A 19,404-nucleotide genomic window follows, 5' to 3' on the forward strand; every position below is an offset into this window, starting at 1 on the left:
ACGGCGCCGAAGACGTCGCGGATCTCGCCCAGCGCGTCGCCGGCCCGCACCACGGCTGACAGCGCCAGGAGCCGGCCGGCCAGCGGCGTGCCGGGGGCGGTGTCCGCCGCCTCGACCGTGGCGCCGGGCCATGCGGCGGGGGGCAAGGGCCCGCCCGCGTTCAGGGCCGCCCGGCGCTCGGCCGCGGCATAGACGCCGGCCGGGGCAAGCGGGCCCGGCCCCGCCGCGAAATCCGCCGCCGCGACCGGGGCCAGCCCCTCGGGCGCTTGCGGACGGCCGAAGCCGTCCAGCACGGTCTCGGCCGTCCAATGCGCGGCCTCGGCCGTGTCGGCAGGATCGGCGGGGCTGCGGCGGGCGGATTGCACCACCCGGTCCAGCATGCCCACGAACAGGCCCGACAGGGCGAGGTTGCTCCATTCCGCATTGGCCGTGGTGTGGACCAGCATGACCTGCCCTTCGCCAAGGGGGGCGCGGGTGACCAGCGGCGTGCCGTCGGCAAGCTGTGCCAGCGTGCGGCCGGACAGGTCCGGGTCGGGTTCGGGCAGCAACTGCGCCCGGACCGTCACCTCGTGCGGGACCGCTAGCCCCGCGAACAGCCCGTCCGCCGCGAAGGAAGAGATCCCCCGCGGCTCGCCCCAGCTGAGCGCGCCCCCCGCATCGCGGCCGCCGGGGCGCAGGCGCACCGGCAGCAGGGGATCGTCGGCCAGCGTTTCCTGCGCCGCCATGCGGGGCCCGGCAAAGCGGATCAGCAGCCCCCCGTCCTCGACCCATTCCGCAAGCGCATCGGCATTGGCGCCGGGGGCGGCATCGACCAGGACCACGACATCAGGCGCGGCGGGCAGGACATCGGCCAGGCCGCCTTCGATGAGATCACTCGACGGGGCCAGCGCCTGCCGCAGGTAATGCAGCGGCGACAGCAGGCTCTGCCCCTCGGTCGCGCGGGCGTCGCCCACCAGCGCCACCTTGCGGCGTTTCACCCGGTCGTCGGCAAGCACCACCGCGCCCGCCGAGGCCTCGCCCTCGATGGCAAAGCGGGTGACGCGGTTGCGCAGCTCGGGCGGCAGGTCGATGGGCAGGGTGGCGGCAACAGTGCCATCGGGCGCGGCCACGGCTTCGGGCGGGGTCAGGCGCGCAAGCTGGCGCTGCACCCCCTGCGGGTCCGGTCCCATCGCCAGCACGTCGGGCAGCGGCCCCGGTGCCGAGGCCCGCATGACCAGCGCAGGCTGCGGCGCCCCGTCCAGCGCCAGCGAGCGCAGGATGCGCCGCGGCGGCACCACGGTCACGGCGCCCCGCGCAGCCAGCGCCTGCAGCAGCCCCGCGCGGCCCGGATGGTCCAGCCCATCGGCAAGCCAGAGCGTATCGAACCGCTCGGGTGCCCCGGCCAGCATCGCCGCCGGATCATCGGGATAACGCGTTCCCCAAGCCTGCGGCGCAGCGGCGCGCAGGGCTGCGGCGGCCTCGGCGCCCGTGCCGAACACCGGGCCTGCGCCACGGCCGCCCTGCCCGTCCGCGATCCACAACGCCACCGGCCTGCCCTGCCCCTGCGCCTGGTCCAGCGCCGAAATCCCCCGCGCCTGCGCCTCGGGCCAGCCCGGCGCCGCCGCCCAGCCCGCATCCACGACCAGCAGCAGCGGCCCTGTGCCGACGGTCTGCGGCCCCGGCCTCCAGACCGGACCGGCGAGCGCCAGGATCGCCGCCGCCACCGCCATGAGCCGCAGCATCAGCAGCCACCAGGGGGTGTGCCGGGTGATCGGCGCGGGATCGGCCAGCCCCTTCAGCAGCGCGGTGCCGGGAAAGACAACCTCGCGCGGGCTGGGCGGCACCGCGCGCAGCAGGAACCACAATACCGGCAGCACCGCCCCGGCCGCGAGCATCCACGGTACCGCGAACCCGAGGGGGCCGAGCATCAGCATGGCGCAGGCATCCCAGGGCGCAAGCCGGCCCCGCGCGGCGCGGGTGGGACCGCCGGCTCATTCTTCAAGGGAAGGGCCGCCGTCCTCATGGCGCAAGCGCCTCGTGCAGCCACATCAGCGCGACCGAGGGCGGCGCGCCCGTGTCGTGGGTCCCGAAGCGCCAGCCTGCGCCCTCGGCCATGCGCGACAACTCGGCCCGCCGCCCGGCCAGCCGCGCCAGATAGGCATCCCGCAGCGCGCCTGCGTTGCGGGTCGCGTGACGCGCGCCTACCGGGGCGCGGAAGCGGACGGCGCCGGCAAAGGGAAACTCCTCCTCGACCGGGTCCAGCACCTGCAGCAGCGCGCCGCGGCAGTTCAGCGCCGTCGCCTCATCCAGCAGCGCGCGCAGGGGCGCGATCTCGCCCAGGAAATCCCCGATCAGCACCACGCGGCGATGCGGCCGCAGCGTGCCCGCACCCGGCAGTTCCGCCTGCGCCGCCAGCAGGTCGCGGCCCAGCGCCTCGGCCTGCAGCCGCCCGGCCCTGGCCTCTGCGGGTCCGACGCCCACCCGCTCGCCCCCGCGCAGAAGAAGCAGGCCCAGCGCCAGCGCCAGCAGCCGCGCCCGGGCGCCCTTCTGCGGGCGGGCGGCGTCCCCGCTCCACCCCATTCCTGCCGCGCCCGAGGCCCAGAGCGCCGCGGACTGCGGCGCCTGCCGTTCGCGTTCGCGCACGAAGGCCGCGTCTGAACGCGCGGATCGGCGCCAGTCGATGGCGCCCGCCGGGTCGCCCGCGACGGCGGGGCGGTATTGCCAGAAATCCTCGCCCGATCCCGCGCGGCGCAGCCCATGGGCACCGGGATCGACGCTGGCGGCCAGCCTTTCAGCCGAAAGCATCAGGTCTGGCAGGCCCGCCGCGGCGGCCTCGGCCCCAAGGCGCAGCCCGACCGCGTCGGCCGTGGGTGAAGGCGCGCGCATCGCGGGCCTCAGGCGGCGGCCCGCAGGCTTTCGCCCATCAGCCGCGCGATCACGGCATCGGCGGACTCGCGCCGGGCGCGGGCGGCGAAGGACAGCGCCATGCGGTGGCGCAGCACGGGCGCCGCCATCGCCGCCACGTCGTCCAGCGTCGGCGCAAAGCGGCCCTGCAGCACCGCGCGGGCCCGCGTCAGCAGCATCAGCGCCTGTGCGGCGCGCGGCCCCGGTCCCCAGACCAGCGTCTCGCCGACCCAGGCAGGCGCCTCGGCCCCGCCGGGCCGGGCGGCGCGGACCAGGTCGAGGATCGCCGCCGTCACGACCTCGCCCACCGGCATGGCGCGGACCAGTTGCTGCGCCTCGATCAGCGAGGCCGCGTCCAGCACGGCGTGGGGACGGTCCTGCAGGACCCCGGTGGTCGCCAGCAGGATCGCGCGCTCGGTGTCGCGGTCGGGATAGTCGATGTCCACCTGCACCAGAAACCGGTCCAGTTGCGCCTCGGGCAGCGGATAGGTCCCCTCCTGCTCGATGGGGTTCTGGGTCGCCAGCACATGGAACGGGCGGCCAAGCGGGCGGTGCTGACCGCCGATCGTCACTTCGCCTTCCTGCATCGCCTGCAGCAGCGCCGACTGGGTGCGGGGGCTGGCGCGGTTGATCTCGTCGGCCATCAGAAGCTGGGTGAAGACCGGCCCTTCCACGAAGCGGAAGGCGCGGGTGCCGTCGGGCCGCATGTCCAGCACCTCGGACCCGAGGATGTCCGCGGGCATCAGGTCCGGCGTGAACTGGATACGGGCGCTGTCCATCCCCAGCACGGTGGACAGCGTATCGACCAGCATCGTCTTGCCCAGGCCCGGCTGGCCCACCAGCAGCGCATGGCCGCCCGACAGGATCGCGGCCAGGACCTGCTCGACCACCTCGTGCTGGCCGACGAAACGGCGCTCGATGCTGGCGCGGGCCTCGGTCAGCCGCCCGGCCAGAAGGGTGGCATCAGCGACGAGTTTATCTTCTGCGGCCATGACTCTGCCTTCGCTCTGCTGTAACAGGCAGCATATTGGCGGTTCGCGGAAGGCTCCACTGGCAATGACGGACAGGGACGAAAAATCCGGGCACGATCGCGCGACCGGCGCGGGCATCATGGAAGCCGCGCGGCAGGCCGGCCGGCGCGGCCCGCCCCCGGTCCACCTGTGGAACCCCCCCTATTGCGGCGAGATGGATCTTGAGATCCGCCCCGACGGGCGCTGGATCCACGAGGGTTCACCCATCGGCCGGCCCGGGATGGTGCGGCTTTTTGCGTCTGTGCTGAAGCGTGAGGGGGACCGGTTCTTCCTCGTCACCCCGGTCGAGAAGCTGGGCATCCGGGTCGTGGACGCGCCTTTCCTTGCCGTGGATGCCGAGATTTCCGACGGCCTGATCCGCTTCACCACGAACGTGGGCGACGAGGTCGCGGCCGGTCCCGACAACCCCATCCGGATCGAGGACCGGGGCGGCGAGCCGCGCCCCTATGTCCATGTCCGACGCGGACTGGACGCGCTGATCGACCGCAAGACCTTCTACCGGCTGGTCGAGGCGGCGCAGGACGATGGCTCGGGCCGGCTGGTGCTGCGCTCGCAGGGCGCCAGTTTCCCGCTGGGGGGCTGAATGGCGCGCTTTGCCGCCAACCTGACCTTTCTGTTCACCGAACTGCCGGTGCTGGAACGCTTTGCCGCCGCCCGCAGCGCGGGGTTCGAGGGCGCCGAGGTGCTGTTCCCCTATGACCTCGCCGTGCCCGAGCTTTCCGCCGCGGTGCGGGCCGCGGGGCTGGAATTCGTGCTGATGAACACCCCGCCCCCGAACTGGGCCGGCGGTCCCCGCGGCTTTGCCGCCCTGCCCGGAGGAGAGGAGCGGTTCCGCCGCGACTTCGACCGCGCCCTGCGTTTCGCCCAGGCGCTGCGCTGCCGCCACCTGCATGTGATGGCGGGCCGCGCCGAAGGCCCTGCCGCGCGCCGCACCCTTGTCGAGAACCTGCGCTGGGCCTGCGCCCGCGCGCCCCATGCCAGCCTGCTGATCGAGCCGATCAACCCCGAGGACATGCCCGGTTACTTCCTGTCCGACTATGACCTCGCGGCCGAGCTGATCGACGAGGTCGGGGCGCCGAACCTCGGGCTTCTGTTCGATGCCTACCACGCCCACCAGATCACCGGCGACGCCATCGCCTGCTGGCAGCGCAACGGCCATCTCGCCCGCCACATCCAGATCGCCGGTGCGCCGGGCCGGCACGAGCCGAAGGGCGGCGAGATCGACTATGCCGAGTTCTTCCGCCATGTGGATGCGGCGGGCTACAACGGCTGGGTCGGGGCGGAATATGTCCCCGCGACGACGACCGAGGCGGGGCTGCGCTGGCTGCAGGGAACGGCGGCCTAGGTCCGGGCGTGGATCGGTGCGTGCAAAACACGCATCGTCCGCCCGCCCCGCGCCGGCCCCGATTGCAGAGCGCCGTCCGCAATGTCATCCAGCGCGGGCAATGCCCGTTCCCAAGCCTGACGTTCCCGCCATGCCCGCCCTCTCTGCCCTGACCTGCCCTTGCGCCCCCGGGTCCGGGCCGCTGCCGTGACCGCGCAGGTTCTTGTCGCTCTTTCGCCCGTCGTCCTGCTGATCGCGCTGGGGTTTCTCATGCGCCGCCGCGGCTTTCTAGACGCCGCTTTCTGGCCGCAGGCCGAGCGGCTGAGCTATTTCGTCCTGCTGCCGAGCCTGTTCTTCCACGGCCTCGTCACCGCCGACATCGGCGCGCTGCCGGTGGGCGGGCTGGCGCTGACGCTGGTCACGGCGATCGTGATCGTGGCGGCGCTGACGCTGGCCTTGCGTCCGGCGATGGGGTTGGGCGGACCCGCCTTCACCTCGGTCTTCCAGGGCAGCATCCGGTTCAACAATTATGTCGGGGTGACGCTGGCGGTGGGGCTGTTTGGCGAAAGCGGCATCGCGCTGGCGGCGATCTGCAACGCGGTGATCGTGCCGACGGTCAACATCCTCTGCGTGCTGGTCTTTGCCCGCCACGGCCATGCGCGGCTGGGCCTGCGGGGTGTCGTCCGGCAGGTGGCGACGAACCCGCTGGTGCTGGCCTCGTTCGCCGGGATCGCGGCCAAGTCGGCAGGGTTCGAGATGCCGCCGGGGATCGGCCCCGCGCTGCGCTCGCTGGGGGCGGCCTCGCTGCCGCTGGGGCTGCTCTGCGTCGGCGCGGCGCTTGAATTCGGCGGCGCGCGGCGCTGGCTGGGGCCGGTCGCCATCGCCTCGGCGCTGAAGTTCGGGGCGATGCCGGTTGCGACCTTCGGGGCCGCGATGCTGCCGGGCCTGAGCGGAGAGGCGCTGGTGACGGCGCTTGTCTTCCAGACGCTGCCGACGGCGTCCTCGTCCTATATTCTCGCCCGCCAACTTGGCGGGGACGCCCCGCTGATGGCGGGGATCACGGCCGCGCAGACGGTGCTGGCGGTGGTGGCGATCCCGCTTATCCTGTTCCTGCTGCTCTAGGTCCGGGGGCCGAAGCCTTCCACCCACTCGATCAGGCGCGGCAGGCTGTGGCGGCGCAGGTCATAGCCGCCGGTGATGCTCTCACGTGCCGCGGCCCTGAGGCGCGGGGCTTCGGGATCACCCGCAAGCGCGCGGACCAGCGCGGCTTCCAGCGCCGCGCGGTCATGGAAGGGGACCAGCCGGCCGTTCCCGCCATCGCGGATCAGTTCGCGCACCGGCTCGGTGTCCGAGGCGACGATCATGCAGCCCGCCGACATCGCCTCGGTCAGTGACCAGCTGAGGACGAAGGGATAGGTGAGGTAGCAGTGGACGCGAGAGACCTGCAGCGTGGATAGATAGGTCGCGTATGGCACGCGACCGAGGAAATGCACCCGGTCCAGCGGTAGCCGGTCGCCGACCTCGGCCAGCATCTTCGCCTTCCAGCTTTCCGCATCGGCGGGCTTGCCGCCGTAGCTGACGCCCTCGGCCCCGATCACGACGGCCTGCGCCTGCGGCCGGGCGGCCAGCACGGCGGGCAGCGCGCGCATGAAAACATGAAAGCCGCGGTAAGGTTCCAGCGAGCGCGAGACATAGGTCAGCACCTCGTCCCCCGCCTTCAGCACGCGGCCATCTGGCAGCGTCAGCATGGCCGAGGAATCAGGCTTCACCCGGTCGGTGTCGATGCCGTCGTGGATCACGGTCAGCTTGGACCGCAGTTCCGGCGGAAAGCTCTCGGCCTGATAGCGCGTGGGCGACAGCCCGGCGTCGGCTTGCACAAGCCCTTGGATCAGATGGGCCGAGCGGGCGACGGTGCGCACCCGCGCCTCGTCGGTGCCGGGACTGACCTCGGGGTCGAAGCCCACGTCCTGGCCGCGGGTGCGATACATGAGTTCCGCATAGACCAGCAGCTTCGCCTCGGGCCAGATCTCGCGCAAAAACAGCGTCTCGCCCCAGCCGGAATGGCCGAAGATCACGTCGGGGGCATAGCCGTGCCGATCCCTCAGCGCCCGGGCGCCACGGGCGGCCAGCCAGCCGCGCTCGGCCATCTCGGCATAGGTGCGCCCCAGCGGGTGGCTGGTCGTCACCTGCGGGGGACGCGCGTATTTCACCACCCGCACAGGACTGGCGCGCTCGTTCGCCTCGTCCGTCAGGGCCAGCACGTCATGGCCGCGGGCGGCGAGCGCGGGGGCGAGGTGGGGGAACTGGCCGGGGAAGTTCTGGTGAACGAACAGGATCTTCACGGTCGGTCTTTGCTGTCGTGGAAGGCGGCGGCCATCAGGGCACGGGTATAGTCGCTTTGCGGCGCGTCGAAGACCTGCGCGGTCGTGCCCTGTTCCACCACGTCGCCCGCGCGCATGACCATGATCTGGTGGCTCATGGCGCGGACCACCCGCAGGTCGTGGCTGATGAACAGGAAGGCCAGCCCGTGCCGGCGCTGAAGATCGCGCAGAAGCTCGACGATCTGGACCTGCACGGTCATGTCGAGCGCGCTGGTCGGTTCGTCCAGCACCATCACCTTCGGCCGCAGGATCATGGCGCGGGCGATGGCGATGCGCTGGCGCTGGCCGCCCGAGAACTCATGCGGATAGCGGTCCATCGTTTCGGGGTCGAGCCCGACCTCGGCCATGATCCCGGCCACCATCCCGCGCGGGTCGCGGCCCTTTTCGACGCCGTGGACGCCCAAGCCCTCGGCGATGATCTGGCCCACGGTCATGCGGGGGGAAAGGCTGCCGAAGGGGTCCTGGAAGACGATCTGCATATCCCGGCGCAACCGGCGCAGGCCCCGGCCCTGCAAGGCGGAAATGTCGCGGCCCATGTAGACGATCGGGCCGGTGCTTTCGATCAGCCGCATGATGGCCAGCGCGAGCGTCGTCTTGCCCGACCCGGATTCGCCCACGATCCCCAGCGTTTCGCCCGCCCGCACCCGCAAGGTCGCGGCGTTCACCGCCTTGACGTGGCCCACCGTGCGGCGCAGGAAGCCGCGCTTGATCGGAAACCAGACGCGCACGGCTTCCGTCGAGACGATCTCGGGCGCGGCAGGATCGATGGGTTCGGCGATGCCCTTGGGTTCGGCAGCCAGCAGCTTGCGGGTATAGGGGTGCTGCGGGTTTGCGAAGATCTCCTCAACCGGGCCCTGTTCCACGATCTCGCCGCCCTGCATGACGCAGACGCGGTCGGCGATGCGGCGCACGATGCCAAGGTCGTGGCTGATGAACAGCATCGACAGCCCCTCGTCGCGCTTGAGGTCCGCCAGCAGGTCGAGGATCTGCGCCTGGATGGTGACATCCAGCGCGGTGGTCGGCTCGTCCGCGATCAGCAGTTCCGGCCCGTTCGCCAAGGCCATGGCGATCATCACCCGCTGCCGCTGGCCGCCGGACAACTGGTGGGGATAGTCGGCCAGGCGGCTTTCGGCGTCGCGGATGCCGACGCGGTTCAGCAGTTCGATGATGCGGGCGCGCGCCTTCTGTCCTGTCAGCCCTTGGTGCAGCGCAAGACTTTCCCCGATCTGCCGTTCCAGCGTGTGCAACGGATTGAGCGAGGTCATCGGCTCCTGGAACACGAAGCTGATGTCGTTGCCGCGCACCGCGCGCAGCCTGGGTTCGGGCGCGCCGATCATCTCGGCGCCGTTATAACGGACGCTGCCCTCGATCCGGGCCGAGGCGCCCAGAAGCTGGACGGTGGACAGCGCCGTGACCGACTTGCCGGACCCTGATTCGCCGACCAGCGCGACGGTCTCGCCCCGGTTGACGGTGAAGCTGACGCCCTTGACGGCGGGGGTCGAGCGGCCCTCGTTCACGAAGCTGATGCGCAGGTCGCGGACGGAAAGGACAGTGTTTGCGTCGCCGCCGGACGGGGGGGCTGCCCGGGATACCGGGATATTTTCAGGCCGTCCGAACCGGGAAGGCTTGTCCAGCGTCGCCTCGGGCACGGCGGCGGCCTTGCCGGGCGCGGGAATCACCGGCAGGACCGAGTCCGGGTCGGCGGGCGCGGTCGGGTCGGAGCGCGGGTCAGTCAGCGCATTGTCGCGGGCCGGGTCCCGCGGGTCGCGCGCCATCGCCGGGTCGGCGGCGTCGGGCGGGCTGTCCAGCGGCGGACGGGGGTCGAGCGGGTCCGTCACCGAAAGGTCTTTCGGGGGTCGAAGGCGTCGCGGATGCCCTCGAAGATGAAGACCAGAAGCGACAGCATGATGGCGAAGGTGAAGAAGGCAGCGAACCCGAGCCACGGTGCCTGCAGGTTCTGCTTGGCCTGCAGCGCCAGTTCCCCCAGCGACGGCGCCGAGGCGGGCAGGCCATAACCGAGGTAGTCCAGCGCCGCGAGGCTGCTGATGGTGCCCGTGACGACAAAGGGCAGCATGGTCAGGGTGGCCACCATCGCGTTGGGCAGGATGTGGCGGAACATGATGGTGCGGTCGTTCACGCCCAACGCTCGGGCAGCGCGGACATATTCGAAGTTGCGGGCGCGCAGGAACTCGGCCCGGACGACGCCCACCAACGCGGGCCAGCCGAACAGGATCGAGACGAAGACCAGCAGCCAGAAGCTGCGCCCGAGGATCGCAAACAGGATGATGATGACGTAAAGCGAGGGCGTACTGCCCCAGATTTCCAGCAGCCGCTGAAAGATCAGGTCGGTTCGCCCGCCGAAATAGCCCTGCACCGCCCCCGCCGCGATGCCGACGGCCGAGGCGACCACGGTCACGATCAGCGTGAACAGGATCGACAGGCGGAAGCCGTAGATCACCCGCGCCAGCACGTCGCGGGCGGTGTCGTCGGTGCCCAGCCAGTGGCTCGCGTCCGGGGCCGAGGGTGCCGTGCCCACGTTGTTGATCGTGCGGTAGTGATACGGGATCGGCGGCCAGATCGTCCAGCCGCGATGGATTTCCTCGCCGTTCACGGTGCCGGTGCGGCGGGCCTCGGAGATGGTAGCCTCCGGCTCGTCCCAGCATTCCTCTCGGCCGCCCGAGATGATGAGGCATTCGACGGAGGGGTCGGTGTAGTTCGCCTGCGTCCCGAAATCGCCGCTGAAGGCCGTTTCGGGGTAGAAGCGGTAGGCGGGGAAATAAAGCTCGCCGCGGTAACTGGCGACAATGGGCTTGTCGTTGGCGATGACCTCGGCCAGCATCGACAGCACGAAGATCACCGCGAAGATCAGCAGCGACCAGAAGGCGCGCCTGTTGCGGCGGAAGTTGCGCCAGCGGCGCTGGTTCAGGGGCGACAGGCTCATCCGGCGCGGCTTTCGAAGTCGATGCGCGGATCGACCAGCACATAGGTCAGGTCCGACAGGATCCCGACCAGCAGCCCCATCAGGCCGAAGACGTAGAGCGTGCCGAAGATCACCGGATAGTCGCGCTGCACGGCCGCCTCGAACCCAAGCCGCCCGAGGCCATCCAGCGAGAAGATCGTCTCGATCAGGATCGAGGCGCCGAAGAACACGCCAAGGAACAGCGACGGAAAGCCCGCGATCACGATCAGCATCGCGTTGCGGAAGACATGGCCATAAAGGACGCGCCGTTCCGCCAGCCCCTTGGCGCGGGCGGTCATGACGTATTGCTTGTTGATCTCGTCGAGGAAGCTGTTCTTGGTCAGCAGCGTCAGGGTGGCGAAGCTGGCGATGGTCGAGGCGACCACCGGCAGGGTGATGTGCCACAGGTAATCCTTGACCTTGCCCCAGGCCGACAGGGTTTCCCAGTTGTCGCTGGTCAGCCCCCGCAGCGGGAAGATCTGCCAATAGCTGCCGCCCGCGAACAGCACCATCAGCAGAACCGCGAACAGGAAGCCGGGGATCGCATAGCCCACGATGATCGCGCTGGAGGTCCAGGTGTCGAAGGGCGTCCCGTCCCGCACCGCCTTGCGGATGCCCAAAGGGATCGAGATCAGATAGGCCAGCAGCGTGGACCAGAGGCCGAGCGTGATCGAGACCGGCATCTTCTCGATCACCAGATCAACCACGGAAATCGAGCGAAACCAGGACTCGCCGAAGTCGAAGCGTAGGTAGTCCCACAGCATCGACAGGAAGCGCTGGACGGGCGGCTTGTCGAAGCCGAACTCGCGTTCCAGTTCGGCGATGAACTCGGGCGGCAACCCTTGGGCGCCGGCATAGCGTTCGGTGGATGCGCCCTGCCCCGCGTCGCCGCCGCCGGCGATATTGCGGAAGACGTCGCCCTCGCCCTGGACGCGGGCCACGATCTGCTCGATCGGGCCGCCGGGGACGAACTGGGTCAGGGTGAAGTTGACCAGCATGATGCCGATCAGCGTGGGGATGATCAGCAGCAGCCGCCGCAGAAGATATGCGCCCATCGGTGTCCCTGCCCGTGCGCCCGGCCGGTCAGCGGATCGCCCCGGCGCTTCTCAGCGCCTCGGCCTTATCCGCGTCATACCACCAGAAATCAAGCTCGCCCAGCGCGTAGGGCGGCATCGTCCCGGGGTGGCCGAACATGTCCCAGTAGGCGACGGTGTGCTTGCCCTTGAACCACTGCGGCACCCAGAAATGCAGCGCCCGCAGGCTGCGGTCGAGCGCGTGGACGGCGGTGGTCAGTTCCTGCTGCGTGGTGGTGGCCTCGATATGCGAGATCAGCCGGTCCACGCCTGCGTTCGCCAGCCCCATCACGTTGAACACGTCACCGGTCGAGTTCGAGCCGAAATACTGCTGCAGCCCCGAGCCGGGGATCGGGTCCTGCCCCAGATGCGCGGTGATCACGTCGAAGTCGTGGTTGCGCTTGCGATCCTCGAGCTGGGCGTCGTCCACCCTTTCGTTCACCGCATCGACGCCGAGCGTCCGCAGGTTTTCCACCCAGGGGTTGATCACCCGGTCGAAGGTCTGCGAGTCGTTCAGGATCTGCACCCGCAAGGGCTGCCCCTGCGCGTTGCGGCGGATGCCGTCGCGGCTGCCTTGGGGGATGGTCCAGCCCGCCTCGTCCAGCAGGGCGGCGGCGCGGCGCAGGTTGCCGCGGTCCATCTGGCGCTCGCCGCTGACAGGGGGCTCCACGGCCTCCTCGGTGAAGACCTGCTCCGGCAGGTCGGCGCGCAGGGGGTCCAGCAGGGCAAGCTCAGCCTCAGACGGCAGGCCCGTAGCCTTCAGCGGGCTGTTGTCCCAGAAGCTGGTGATGCGGTCGTAAAGCCCGTAGAACAGCGTCTGGTTCGACCATTCGAAGTTGAAGACCAGCCCGATCGCCTCGCGCACGCGCGGGTCCTGGAACTGCGGGCGGCGCAGGTTGATCGCCCATGCCTGGCCGTTGGCGATGTTGCCGTCCTCGATCTCTTCCTTCTTCACCCAGCCGTTGGTGAAGGCGGGAAAGTCGTAGCGCGTCGCCCAGTGGATCGAGGATGCCTCGTTGCGGAAGGTATAGGCGCCGGCCTTGAACGCCTCAAAGGCCGAATCGTAGTCGCCGAAATACTCGATGCGGATGCGGTCGAAATTGTGGCGGCCCCGGTTGATCGGCAGGTCCGCGCCCCAGTAGTCCGGGTTGCGCTTCCAGCTGACCCAGCGGCCCATCTCGGCCTGGTCGAACATGTAGGGACCCGAGCCGACATAGGGCAGGTTCGAGCTTTCGGCGATGTCGCGGTTGTTGGCCTCGAAATCGGCCTTGGAAAAGACCGGCAAGCCCCCCACCGCCTGGATCACGTCGCGGCGCGGATAGTCGGGGGTGAAGGCAAAGCGGATGCGGCGGTCGTCCAGCACCTCGGCCTGCGCGACCATCTGGGTGATGACCGCGCGGAAGGACGACAGCCCCTTGTCGCGCAGGGTTTCGTAGGAAAACAGCACGTCGCCCGAGGTCATGGGCGTGCCGTCCGAGAAGGTGATCCCGTCCCGCAGCGTGAAGATCGCCCAGTCGCGGCTTTCGGGATATTCAATCGTCTCGCAGAGCAGGCAGTATGCGGTCCCGATCTCGTCAGCCGTGCCTTCCAGCAGGCTTTCCAGCATGACGGTGGACAGGGCCGCCCCCCGGCCCTTGACGGTGAAGGGGTTGTAGCTGTCGAAGCCCCCCGCGGCCCATTCGCTGATCTCGCCGCCCTTGGGCGCATCGGGGTTGACATAGGGCAGATGCGCGAAGTCGGCAGGCAGGCGGATCGCGTCAAAGGTGCCGATGCCATGGGACACGGTGGTCGCCCCGGTGGCCTCGCCCTGCGCCCCGGCCTGGGTCGCCGCGAAAGCCAGAACCGCCGCCAGAATCCCGTTGCGTGTCGCGACCATGCGCTTCTCCCTTTGGCTGCCCTTTCCGGCGGACCGGCCAGGGATCGTTCGGACGCTAAGGCACGCAGCGCGGCACCCGCAAGCGGCCTGTCGCCATTGTGACGACGGCCAGCCCTGCAGGAATGGAAAAAGGCGCGGAGTTTCCCCCGCGCCCACAGTCTCCCCCGAAAAGGCGGATCAGTTGGTGGTCTGCAGATAGGCGATCAGGTTCGCGCGTTCTTCCGCGTTCTTGATGCCGGCAAAGGCCATCTTGGTGCCGGGCATGTATTCGCGCGGGTTGGTGACAAAGGCGTTGATGTTCTCGGGTTCCCACGCGCCTTCCTGCTCAAGCGCGGCGGTGGAGTAGTTGAAGCCTTCCACCGCGGCCTTGTCGCGGCCGACGACGCCGTTCAGGTGCGGCCCGACGCCATCGGTCCCGTCCAGCTTGTGGCAGGACCGGCACTTGCCGAAGGCGCGTTCGCCCAACGCGGGATCGGCAGATGCCAGCAGCGTGGCCAGGTCGGGGCCTTCCTCGACGACCTCTTCCTCGCCGCCGGCGCTGCTGTCCTCGACCGGGATGCGGTAGGCCTGCGGGATTTCCTCGCCCTCGGCGACATGGCCGGTGTAGCCGACGTGATACAGCGACGACGCGAACCAGGATGCGAGCATCAGGAACAGCAGCGAGCCGATCAGCGCAGCGGCTGTCTTGGTCACCGTCATCGTGTTGAACATGGCGTCTTTCCTTGCGGTCGCGGCTTTTGTCTGGCCGCTATCTATCCGCTTTCACTTTGCCGGTTCAAGGTATAGTTCGGCCCCGCCGGACGATTGGCGGGCGGGTGTGACGCCAGCCGCGCACCGGCTGCCCCTGACCCACTTCCGACAGGTCCCAAATGTCCGATCGCAGCGCCGAACCCGTGTCCCCCGCCAGCCCCCTGACCGGCCGGATCGCGTTCCAGGGCGAGCCGGGCGCCTATGGCCACGAGGCCTGCCGCCGCGCCCGCCCGGACATGGAGGCGCTGCCCTGCGCCACCTTCGAGGACACGGTCGAGGCCTGCCGGTCGGGCGCGGCCGACCTGGCGATCCTGCCGGTCGAGAACTCGACCTACGGCCGGGTCGCCGACATCCACCACCTGCTGCCCGAATCCGGCCTGCACATCATCGACGAGACATTCGTGCGCGTCCACATCAGCCTGCTGGCCGTCCCCGGCGCGCGGCTTGAGGACATCACCGAGGCGATGAGCCACACGGTCCTGCTGGGCCAGTGCCGCAACTTCCTGCGCCAGCACAATATCGGCACCGTCACCGGCGCCGACACGGCGGGCAGCGCCCTGATGGTCGCGCAGGCCGGCGACAGGCACCGCGCCGCGCTGGCAAGCCCGCTTGCAGGCGAGATCTACGGGCTGAACCGGCTGGCAGACAGCATCGAGGACCGCCAGAACAACACCACCCGCTTCCTGATCATGGCGCGCGCGCCGGATCACTCGCGCCGTCCGAACAGTGCCGGCGACGAGACGATGCTGACCAGCTTCGTCTTCCGCACCCGCAACATCCCGGCCGCGCTTTACAAGGCGATGGGGGGCTTTGCGACCAACGGCGTCAACATGACCAAGCTGGAAAGCTACATGGTGGACGGCGTCTTCACCGCGACGCAGTTCTATGCCGACATCGAGGGCCACCCCGAGGACCCCGCCGTCATGCGGGCGCTGGACGAGTTGCGCTATTTCACCTCGGCGCTGGCCATCCTCGGGGTCTATCCCGCTGACCCGCTGCGCGCCGAGCAGTCCATCCGCCGCTGACGCCCGGGCTCAGCGCCGCCGTTCCGTCAGGTCGAACAGGAACTTGCCCACCTTGTCGGCGAAGCGGCGGTCAAGCTGGGCCTTGCCGAGCTTGGCCGTCTGCAGCATCAGCCGCGCGCGCATGTTGCGGGGCCTGACGTTCAGTTCAAAGATCACCCGCGACTTGGCGCGGGTCAGCGCGACCACGGTCATGTCGATGCCGATGTCCAGCGAATCGCTTTCGCCCGCCATCGCGATCTTTTCGGGACGGTCGAACCGGGATACGTCCAGCCGCAACTCGCGCCGCTTGCCGCGATGATCGAAGGCCAGGTCCCAGGCCATGCCCGCGCCGGGCTCCTGCGCCGGATCGACCCGCCGGACGCTCGTGCCGCGCCGCACCAGCATCCGCTCCATCCTTGGAAAGTCGCTGATCGCGTCGAAAAGCTGGGCCGCCGGCAATCCGGTATCCTGACGCAGTGAAAATTTCATCGAGCGGCCACCAGATCCTTGAAATTACCGCCTCATAAACTTGGACGGGCAGGCTTACAAGTTAACACGCGCAGGTTGTGATGCGGTGAAGCGGTCTTGCAACCCGACTTGTCCCGTCATATCTGTCGGGACGAGAGGTTGGCGCGGGCGAGCGCCTCGCCAACCCGGTCAGGTCCGGAAGGAAGCAGCCGTAACGAGCCCCGCTTGGGTCGTTGTCCAACCTCTCACCCTTCCCTCGCCTCGCTGCGCTGTCGCCCGATCCCGAGGATCTGGTAAAGCACCAGCGCCGCAAGCGTCGATGTGCCGATCCCGCCCAGCGCGAAGCCTCCGATGTTCAGCGTGAAGTCGCCTGCGCCGAGGATCAGCGCCACGCCCACGGTGAACAGGTTGCGCGCGTCGGCGAAATCCACCTTGTTCTCGACCCAGATCCGCACCATGGCCGAGGCGATCAGCCCGAAGACCGACACCGACAGACCCGCCAGCACCGGGGCCGGGATGGTCTGCAGGATGGCGCCGAACTTGGGCGACAGCCCCAGGCAGATGGCGGCCGCGGCGGCGATCACGAAGACCAGCGTGGAATAGACCTTGGTCATCGCCATGACGCCGATGTTCTCGGCATAGGTGGTGACGCCCGTGCCCCCGCCGGACCCTGCAACCACCGTCGCCAGCCCGTCCGCGAAGAAGCCGCGCCCGATATAGCGGTCCATGTTCTGCCCGGTGATCGCCCCCAGCGCCTTGATATGCCCGAGGTTCTCGGCCACCAGGATGATTGCGACCGGCGCGATCAGGGTGACGGCGGACCAGTGGAACTCGGGCCGCTGAAAGGCTGGCAGGCCGAACCATGCGGCATCTCCCACCCTGCTGAAGTCGATCCCCGGCACGATGCCGAGGCCGTTGCCCAGACCCACCACCAGCAGATAGCCGAAGACCAGCGCCAGCAGCACCGAGATCCGCCGCGAGGCCTGCGGGCCATGGCACGAGATCATGGCCATGCAGAGCACTGTCAGCAGCGCGATGGACACATGTCCCGCCGTCGGGTTGCCGAAGGCGTTGAGCTGCTGCACCGCCACAGGGGCGAGGTTCAGCCCGATCGCGACCCCGATGGTCCCGGTCACGACCGGCGGCATCAGCCGCTCGACCCAGTCCGAGCCGACCATCATCACCACCAGCCCGATCAGCGCGTAAAGCACGCCGCAGGCCACGATGCCCCCCAGCGCATGGCCGATGGTCGCCCCTTCCTGCCCCAGCACCGCCAGCACCACGGCGATGAAGGCGAAGGAGGATCCCAGATAGCTCGGCACCCGCCCGCCGGTGATGAGGAAGAACAGAAGCGTCCCCACCCCCGAGAAGAACACCGCCACGTTCGGATCGAACCCCATCAGGATCGGCGCCACGATGGTCGAGCCGGACATTGCCAGCAGGTGCTGGATGCCCATGGTCAGCGAGGCTGCCGCGGGCAGGCGCTCGTCGGGCATCACCACGGGGCCCGTGGCCGGACGCCAGGTCGGGAAATAGGACATTGATTCCTCGGGGGTAGCGGTTCGGCGATTGCCTTACCGTTTTCATCGCGCAGCGCCAATCCATCCCCGGGCCGGCGCCTTGCCGGCAGGCGGTCCCACGATCTGCAGCCGGATGCGAAATCCGATGCGGATGCGCGGGAAAGCCCTGCCCGGCGGATCGTTCAACCTCCGCCCGCCTGCCGGCTCAGCGGCAATCCAGCGACACGTTCACCGGGTTCGGAACCAGGTCCAGCATCGCGCCGCTGCCGGAATCCATCGCGACCCCGATCAGCCCGCCGACGAAGACGTTGCCCGCCATCGCCGCCCCGCCGCCACCGGCGACGCGGTTCGTCACCCGGATCTGCTGCGGCTGGCAGCGGTCCTTCTGCACCAGCACGTTCAGCTCGGACTTGCGGGGCACCTTGAAGGTGCATGGCGTGGCGTTGCAGGTCTGCCCGTCGCTCATCTTCACCTGCGCCCCGCCCGGCGTCGAGTTCACGACAAGCGCATCGTTGGTGCCCCGCGTGATCGTGGCGCACCCTGCCGTCAGGGCGACCAGCCCGAGAATGACAAACCTAGAATACATGGATTTTCCCCTTTCACATCCGTGATCGGGGATAGCGCCGGCCTGCTTAAGAACAGGTATCGGAGCGTCCGCTGAATGCTTCAAATGCCATGCAGATGAGATGCCGGAACAGCCCCGGGGCCGGCTACAGCCCGCCCGCCACCCACCGGCCGATCAGCCAGCCCGCGATCGCCCCAGCCCGCGGCGCCTTCAGCACCGCGTGTGTGCCGGCCATGACCAAGGCCATCTCGTCCCGGGAAACCCAGCGGGCATCCTCAAGCTCGGCCGGGTCGAGGGTGATCTCGTCGCTCTCGGCCTCTCCCACCATCCCCAGCATCAGCGAGGACGGAAAGGGCCAGGGCTGGCTGGTGACATAACGGACAGGGCCGACGCGGACGCGGGTTTCCTCGAAGACCTCGCGGCGGACGGCGGCCTCGGCCGTCTCGCCCGGCTCGATGAAGCCGGCAAGGCAGGAATACATCCCCTCGGGCCAGCCGGGAGAGCGGCCGATCAGCGCATGGTCCCCTCGCACCACAAGCATGATGACGACCGGATCGGTGCGCGGGAAATGCGCCGCGCTGCAGGCAGGACAGACGCGCTGCCAGCCGGACTGGCGCGGCTCGCTGGGCTGACCGCAGGCGGCGCAGAAACGGTGGCTCGCGTGCCAGCCGGTCAGCGCGCGGGCGGTGGCGGCAAGCTCGGCCTCCAGCGGCGACAGGCGCGACATGACGCCCCGAAGTTCGACAAAGCGGGCCTGCGGCAGATCGGGATGGACCTGCTCGGTCGGGTCGAAGAACATCTGCGTCTCGGGCAGCGAGGGCGGCATCCAGGCGGAAATGTCCTGCGCCGCAAAGGCCTGTCCGCCGTCAAGGCCCAGCAGCACCGGCCCGGTTCCCTCGGCCAGCGCCGGGTGACCGGGGGCAAGCCGCGCCAGCCGCTCGCCTTCAAGGCAGACCTTGCCGCGCCAGACCGGCAGCACCAGCGCGCCCTCCTGCCAGTCGTGCCCGCCACGCCGGTCCGCCGCGCGGTCCAAGCCCCCGCCCGAAAAAGCCAGTTCCATCTCTGCCCCCATCCTGCCGCGCCACCCTGCCGCCGGGACACGTCAAAGCCAATGTCTTTCGGCCTCAAATATCCCCGCCGGAGGCACCTCCGGCCGCAGGCCGGGTGTTCTGGCAACCGTTGCCCTTGCCCGCCACGCCGCCTACATTCCCCCGGTCAGACGAGGACCGAATGCCCGACACCCCCGCCTATCAGGTGCTCGCCCGGAAATACCGGCCTGAAACCTTTGCCGACCTGGTCGGCCAGGACGCGATGGTCCGCACGCTGCAGAACGCCTTTGCCGCGGACCGCATCGCGCAGGCCTTCATCATGACGGGCATCCGGGGCACCGGGAAGACGACCACGGCGCGGATCATCGCCAAGGGCATGAACTGCATCGGCCCGGACGGCACCGGCGGCCCCACGACCAACCCCTGCGGCGTCTGCGAGCATTGCACGGCCATCGCCGAGGGCCGACACGTCGACGTGCTGGAGATGGACGCGGCCTCGCGCACCGGCGTGAACGACATCC

Annotated in this window: 17 protein-coding genes, 1 other RNA gene and 1 pseudogene; 6 read left to right on the forward strand and 13 right to left on the reverse strand. The window is 69.5% G+C overall.

The window, feature by feature from the left end:
* The 3 genes from Q4F04_RS09815 to Q4F04_RS09825 all read right to left on the reverse strand — a co-directional run.
* Positions 1–1,913 (reverse strand): BatA domain-containing protein (locus Q4F04_RS09815; RefSeq protein WP_303369651.1); only part of this gene is annotated, 1,913 nt, incomplete at its 3' end.
* 85 nt (positions 1,914–1,998) lie between these two features.
* Positions 1,999–2,865 (reverse strand): DUF58 domain-containing protein, encoded by an 867-nt coding sequence (locus tag Q4F04_RS09820; protein WP_303369652.1) that lies wholly within the window; start codon positions 2,863–2,865, stop codon positions 1,999–2,001.
* A gap of 8 nt (positions 2,866–2,873) precedes the next feature.
* On the reverse strand, positions 2,874–3,875 hold the full coding sequence (locus Q4F04_RS09825) for a MoxR family ATPase (RefSeq protein ID WP_303369653.1): 1,002 nt from the start codon (positions 3,873–3,875) through the stop codon (positions 2,874–2,876).
* Between the two features lie 64 nt (positions 3,876–3,939).
* Between Q4F04_RS09825 and Q4F04_RS09830 the strand changes: the two genes are divergently transcribed.
* From Q4F04_RS09830 to Q4F04_RS09840, 3 genes are all read left to right on the forward strand, one after another.
* Entirely contained in the window at positions 3,940–4,497 is a 558-nt protein-coding gene (locus Q4F04_RS09830) for a DUF1285 domain-containing protein (RefSeq protein WP_303369654.1), read from the forward strand.
* Positions 4,498–5,259 (forward strand): hydroxypyruvate isomerase family protein, encoded by a 762-nt coding sequence (locus Q4F04_RS09835; RefSeq protein ID WP_303369655.1) that lies wholly within the window; start codon positions 4,498–4,500, stop codon positions 5,257–5,259. It abuts the gene before it with no gap.
* A gap of 186 nt (positions 5,260–5,445) precedes the next feature.
* Positions 5,446–6,360 carry an AEC family transporter gene (locus tag Q4F04_RS09840; protein ID WP_303369656.1) on the forward strand — a complete coding sequence of 305 codons (915 nt, stop codon included), beginning with the start codon at positions 5,446–5,448 and terminating at the stop codon, positions 6,358–6,360.
* On the opposite strand, the gene Q4F04_RS09845 is transcribed toward Q4F04_RS09840, so the two are convergent.
* The 6 genes from Q4F04_RS09845 to Q4F04_RS09870 all read right to left on the reverse strand — a co-directional run bounded on the left by Q4F04_RS09845 (position 6,357) and on the right by Q4F04_RS09870 (position 14,238).
* Positions 6,357–7,580 (reverse strand): glycosyltransferase, encoded by a 1,224-nt coding sequence (locus Q4F04_RS09845; protein ID WP_303369657.1) that lies wholly within the window; start codon positions 7,578–7,580, stop codon positions 6,357–6,359. The genes Q4F04_RS09840 and Q4F04_RS09845 overlap by 4 nt on opposite strands.
* Positions 7,577–9,457 (reverse strand): ABC transporter ATP-binding protein, encoded by a 1,881-nt coding sequence (locus Q4F04_RS09850; protein WP_303369658.1) that lies wholly within the window; start codon positions 9,455–9,457, stop codon positions 7,577–7,579. The genes Q4F04_RS09845 and Q4F04_RS09850 overlap by 4 nt, the downstream gene beginning before the upstream one ends.
* Positions 9,454–10,560: an ABC transporter permease gene (locus Q4F04_RS09855; RefSeq protein WP_303369659.1), complete on the reverse strand. Its 1,107-nt coding sequence runs from the start codon at positions 10,558–10,560 to the stop codon at positions 9,454–9,456. Before Q4F04_RS09855 ends, Q4F04_RS09850 begins: the two co-directional genes overlap by 4 nt.
* On the reverse strand, positions 10,557–11,633 hold the full coding sequence (locus tag Q4F04_RS09860) for a microcin C ABC transporter permease YejB (RefSeq protein WP_303369660.1): 1,077 nt from the start codon (positions 11,631–11,633) through the stop codon (positions 10,557–10,559). The genes Q4F04_RS09855 and Q4F04_RS09860 overlap by 4 nt, the downstream gene beginning before the upstream one ends.
* A gap of 28 nt (positions 11,634–11,661) precedes the next feature.
* Complete coding sequence (locus tag Q4F04_RS09865; RefSeq protein WP_303369661.1) at positions 11,662–13,527, reverse strand: ABC transporter substrate-binding protein; 1,866 nt, start codon at positions 13,525–13,527, stop codon at positions 11,662–11,664.
* A 177-nt stretch (positions 13,528–13,704) separates the two neighbouring features.
* On the reverse strand, positions 13,705–14,238 hold the full coding sequence (locus tag Q4F04_RS09870) for a cytochrome c family protein (protein ID WP_303369662.1): 534 nt from the start codon (positions 14,236–14,238) through the stop codon (positions 13,705–13,707).
* Between the two features lie 158 nt (positions 14,239–14,396).
* Here Q4F04_RS09870 and Q4F04_RS09875 point away from each other — a divergent pair, with 158 nt between their 5' ends.
* Positions 14,397–15,302 (forward strand): prephenate dehydratase, encoded by a 906-nt coding sequence (locus Q4F04_RS09875; RefSeq protein WP_303369663.1) that lies wholly within the window; start codon positions 14,397–14,399, stop codon positions 15,300–15,302.
* A gap of 9 nt (positions 15,303–15,311) precedes the next feature.
* Here Q4F04_RS09875 and Q4F04_RS09880 read toward each other — a convergent pair whose 3' ends face one another.
* On the reverse strand, positions 15,312–15,770 hold the full coding sequence (locus Q4F04_RS09880) for an SRPBCC family protein (RefSeq protein ID WP_303369664.1): 459 nt from the start codon (positions 15,768–15,770) through the stop codon (positions 15,312–15,314).
* A gap of 131 nt (positions 15,771–15,901) precedes the next feature.
* Here Q4F04_RS09880 and ffs point away from each other — a divergent pair.
* Positions 15,902–16,000, forward strand: an RNA gene (ffs, locus tag Q4F04_RS09885) — signal recognition particle sRNA small type.
* Here ffs and Q4F04_RS09890 read toward each other — a convergent pair.
* The 3 genes from Q4F04_RS09890 to nudC form a co-directional block, all read right to left on the reverse strand.
* A complete protein-coding gene (locus Q4F04_RS09890) occupies positions 15,995–17,290 on the reverse strand; it encodes a solute carrier family 23 protein (RefSeq protein WP_303369665.1) in 1,296 nt (431 codons plus the stop codon). The genes ffs and Q4F04_RS09890 overlap by 6 nt on opposite strands.
* A gap of 184 nt (positions 17,291–17,474) precedes the next feature.
* Entirely contained in the window at positions 17,475–17,855 is a 381-nt protein-coding gene (locus Q4F04_RS09895) for a translation initiation factor 2 (protein WP_303369666.1), read from the reverse strand.
* Positions 17,856–17,979: 124 nt separating this feature from the next.
* On the reverse strand, positions 17,980–18,894 hold the full coding sequence (nudC, locus tag Q4F04_RS09900) for an NAD(+) diphosphatase (protein ID WP_303369667.1): 915 nt from the start codon (positions 18,892–18,894) through the stop codon (positions 17,980–17,982).
* Between the two features lie 170 nt (positions 18,895–19,064).
* On the opposite strand from nudC, the pseudogene Q4F04_RS09905 reads away from it, so the two are divergent.
* A pseudogene (locus Q4F04_RS09905) lies at positions 19,065–19,404 on the forward strand (DNA polymerase III subunit gamma/tau); the annotation flags it as partial.

Origin of the sequence: Paracoccus sp. (in: a-proteobacteria) (genome assembly GCF_030536915.1) — a bacterium.
In the GTDB taxonomy this organism is placed as follows: Bacteria; Pseudomonadota; Alphaproteobacteria; order Rhodobacterales; family Rhodobacteraceae; genus Paracoccus.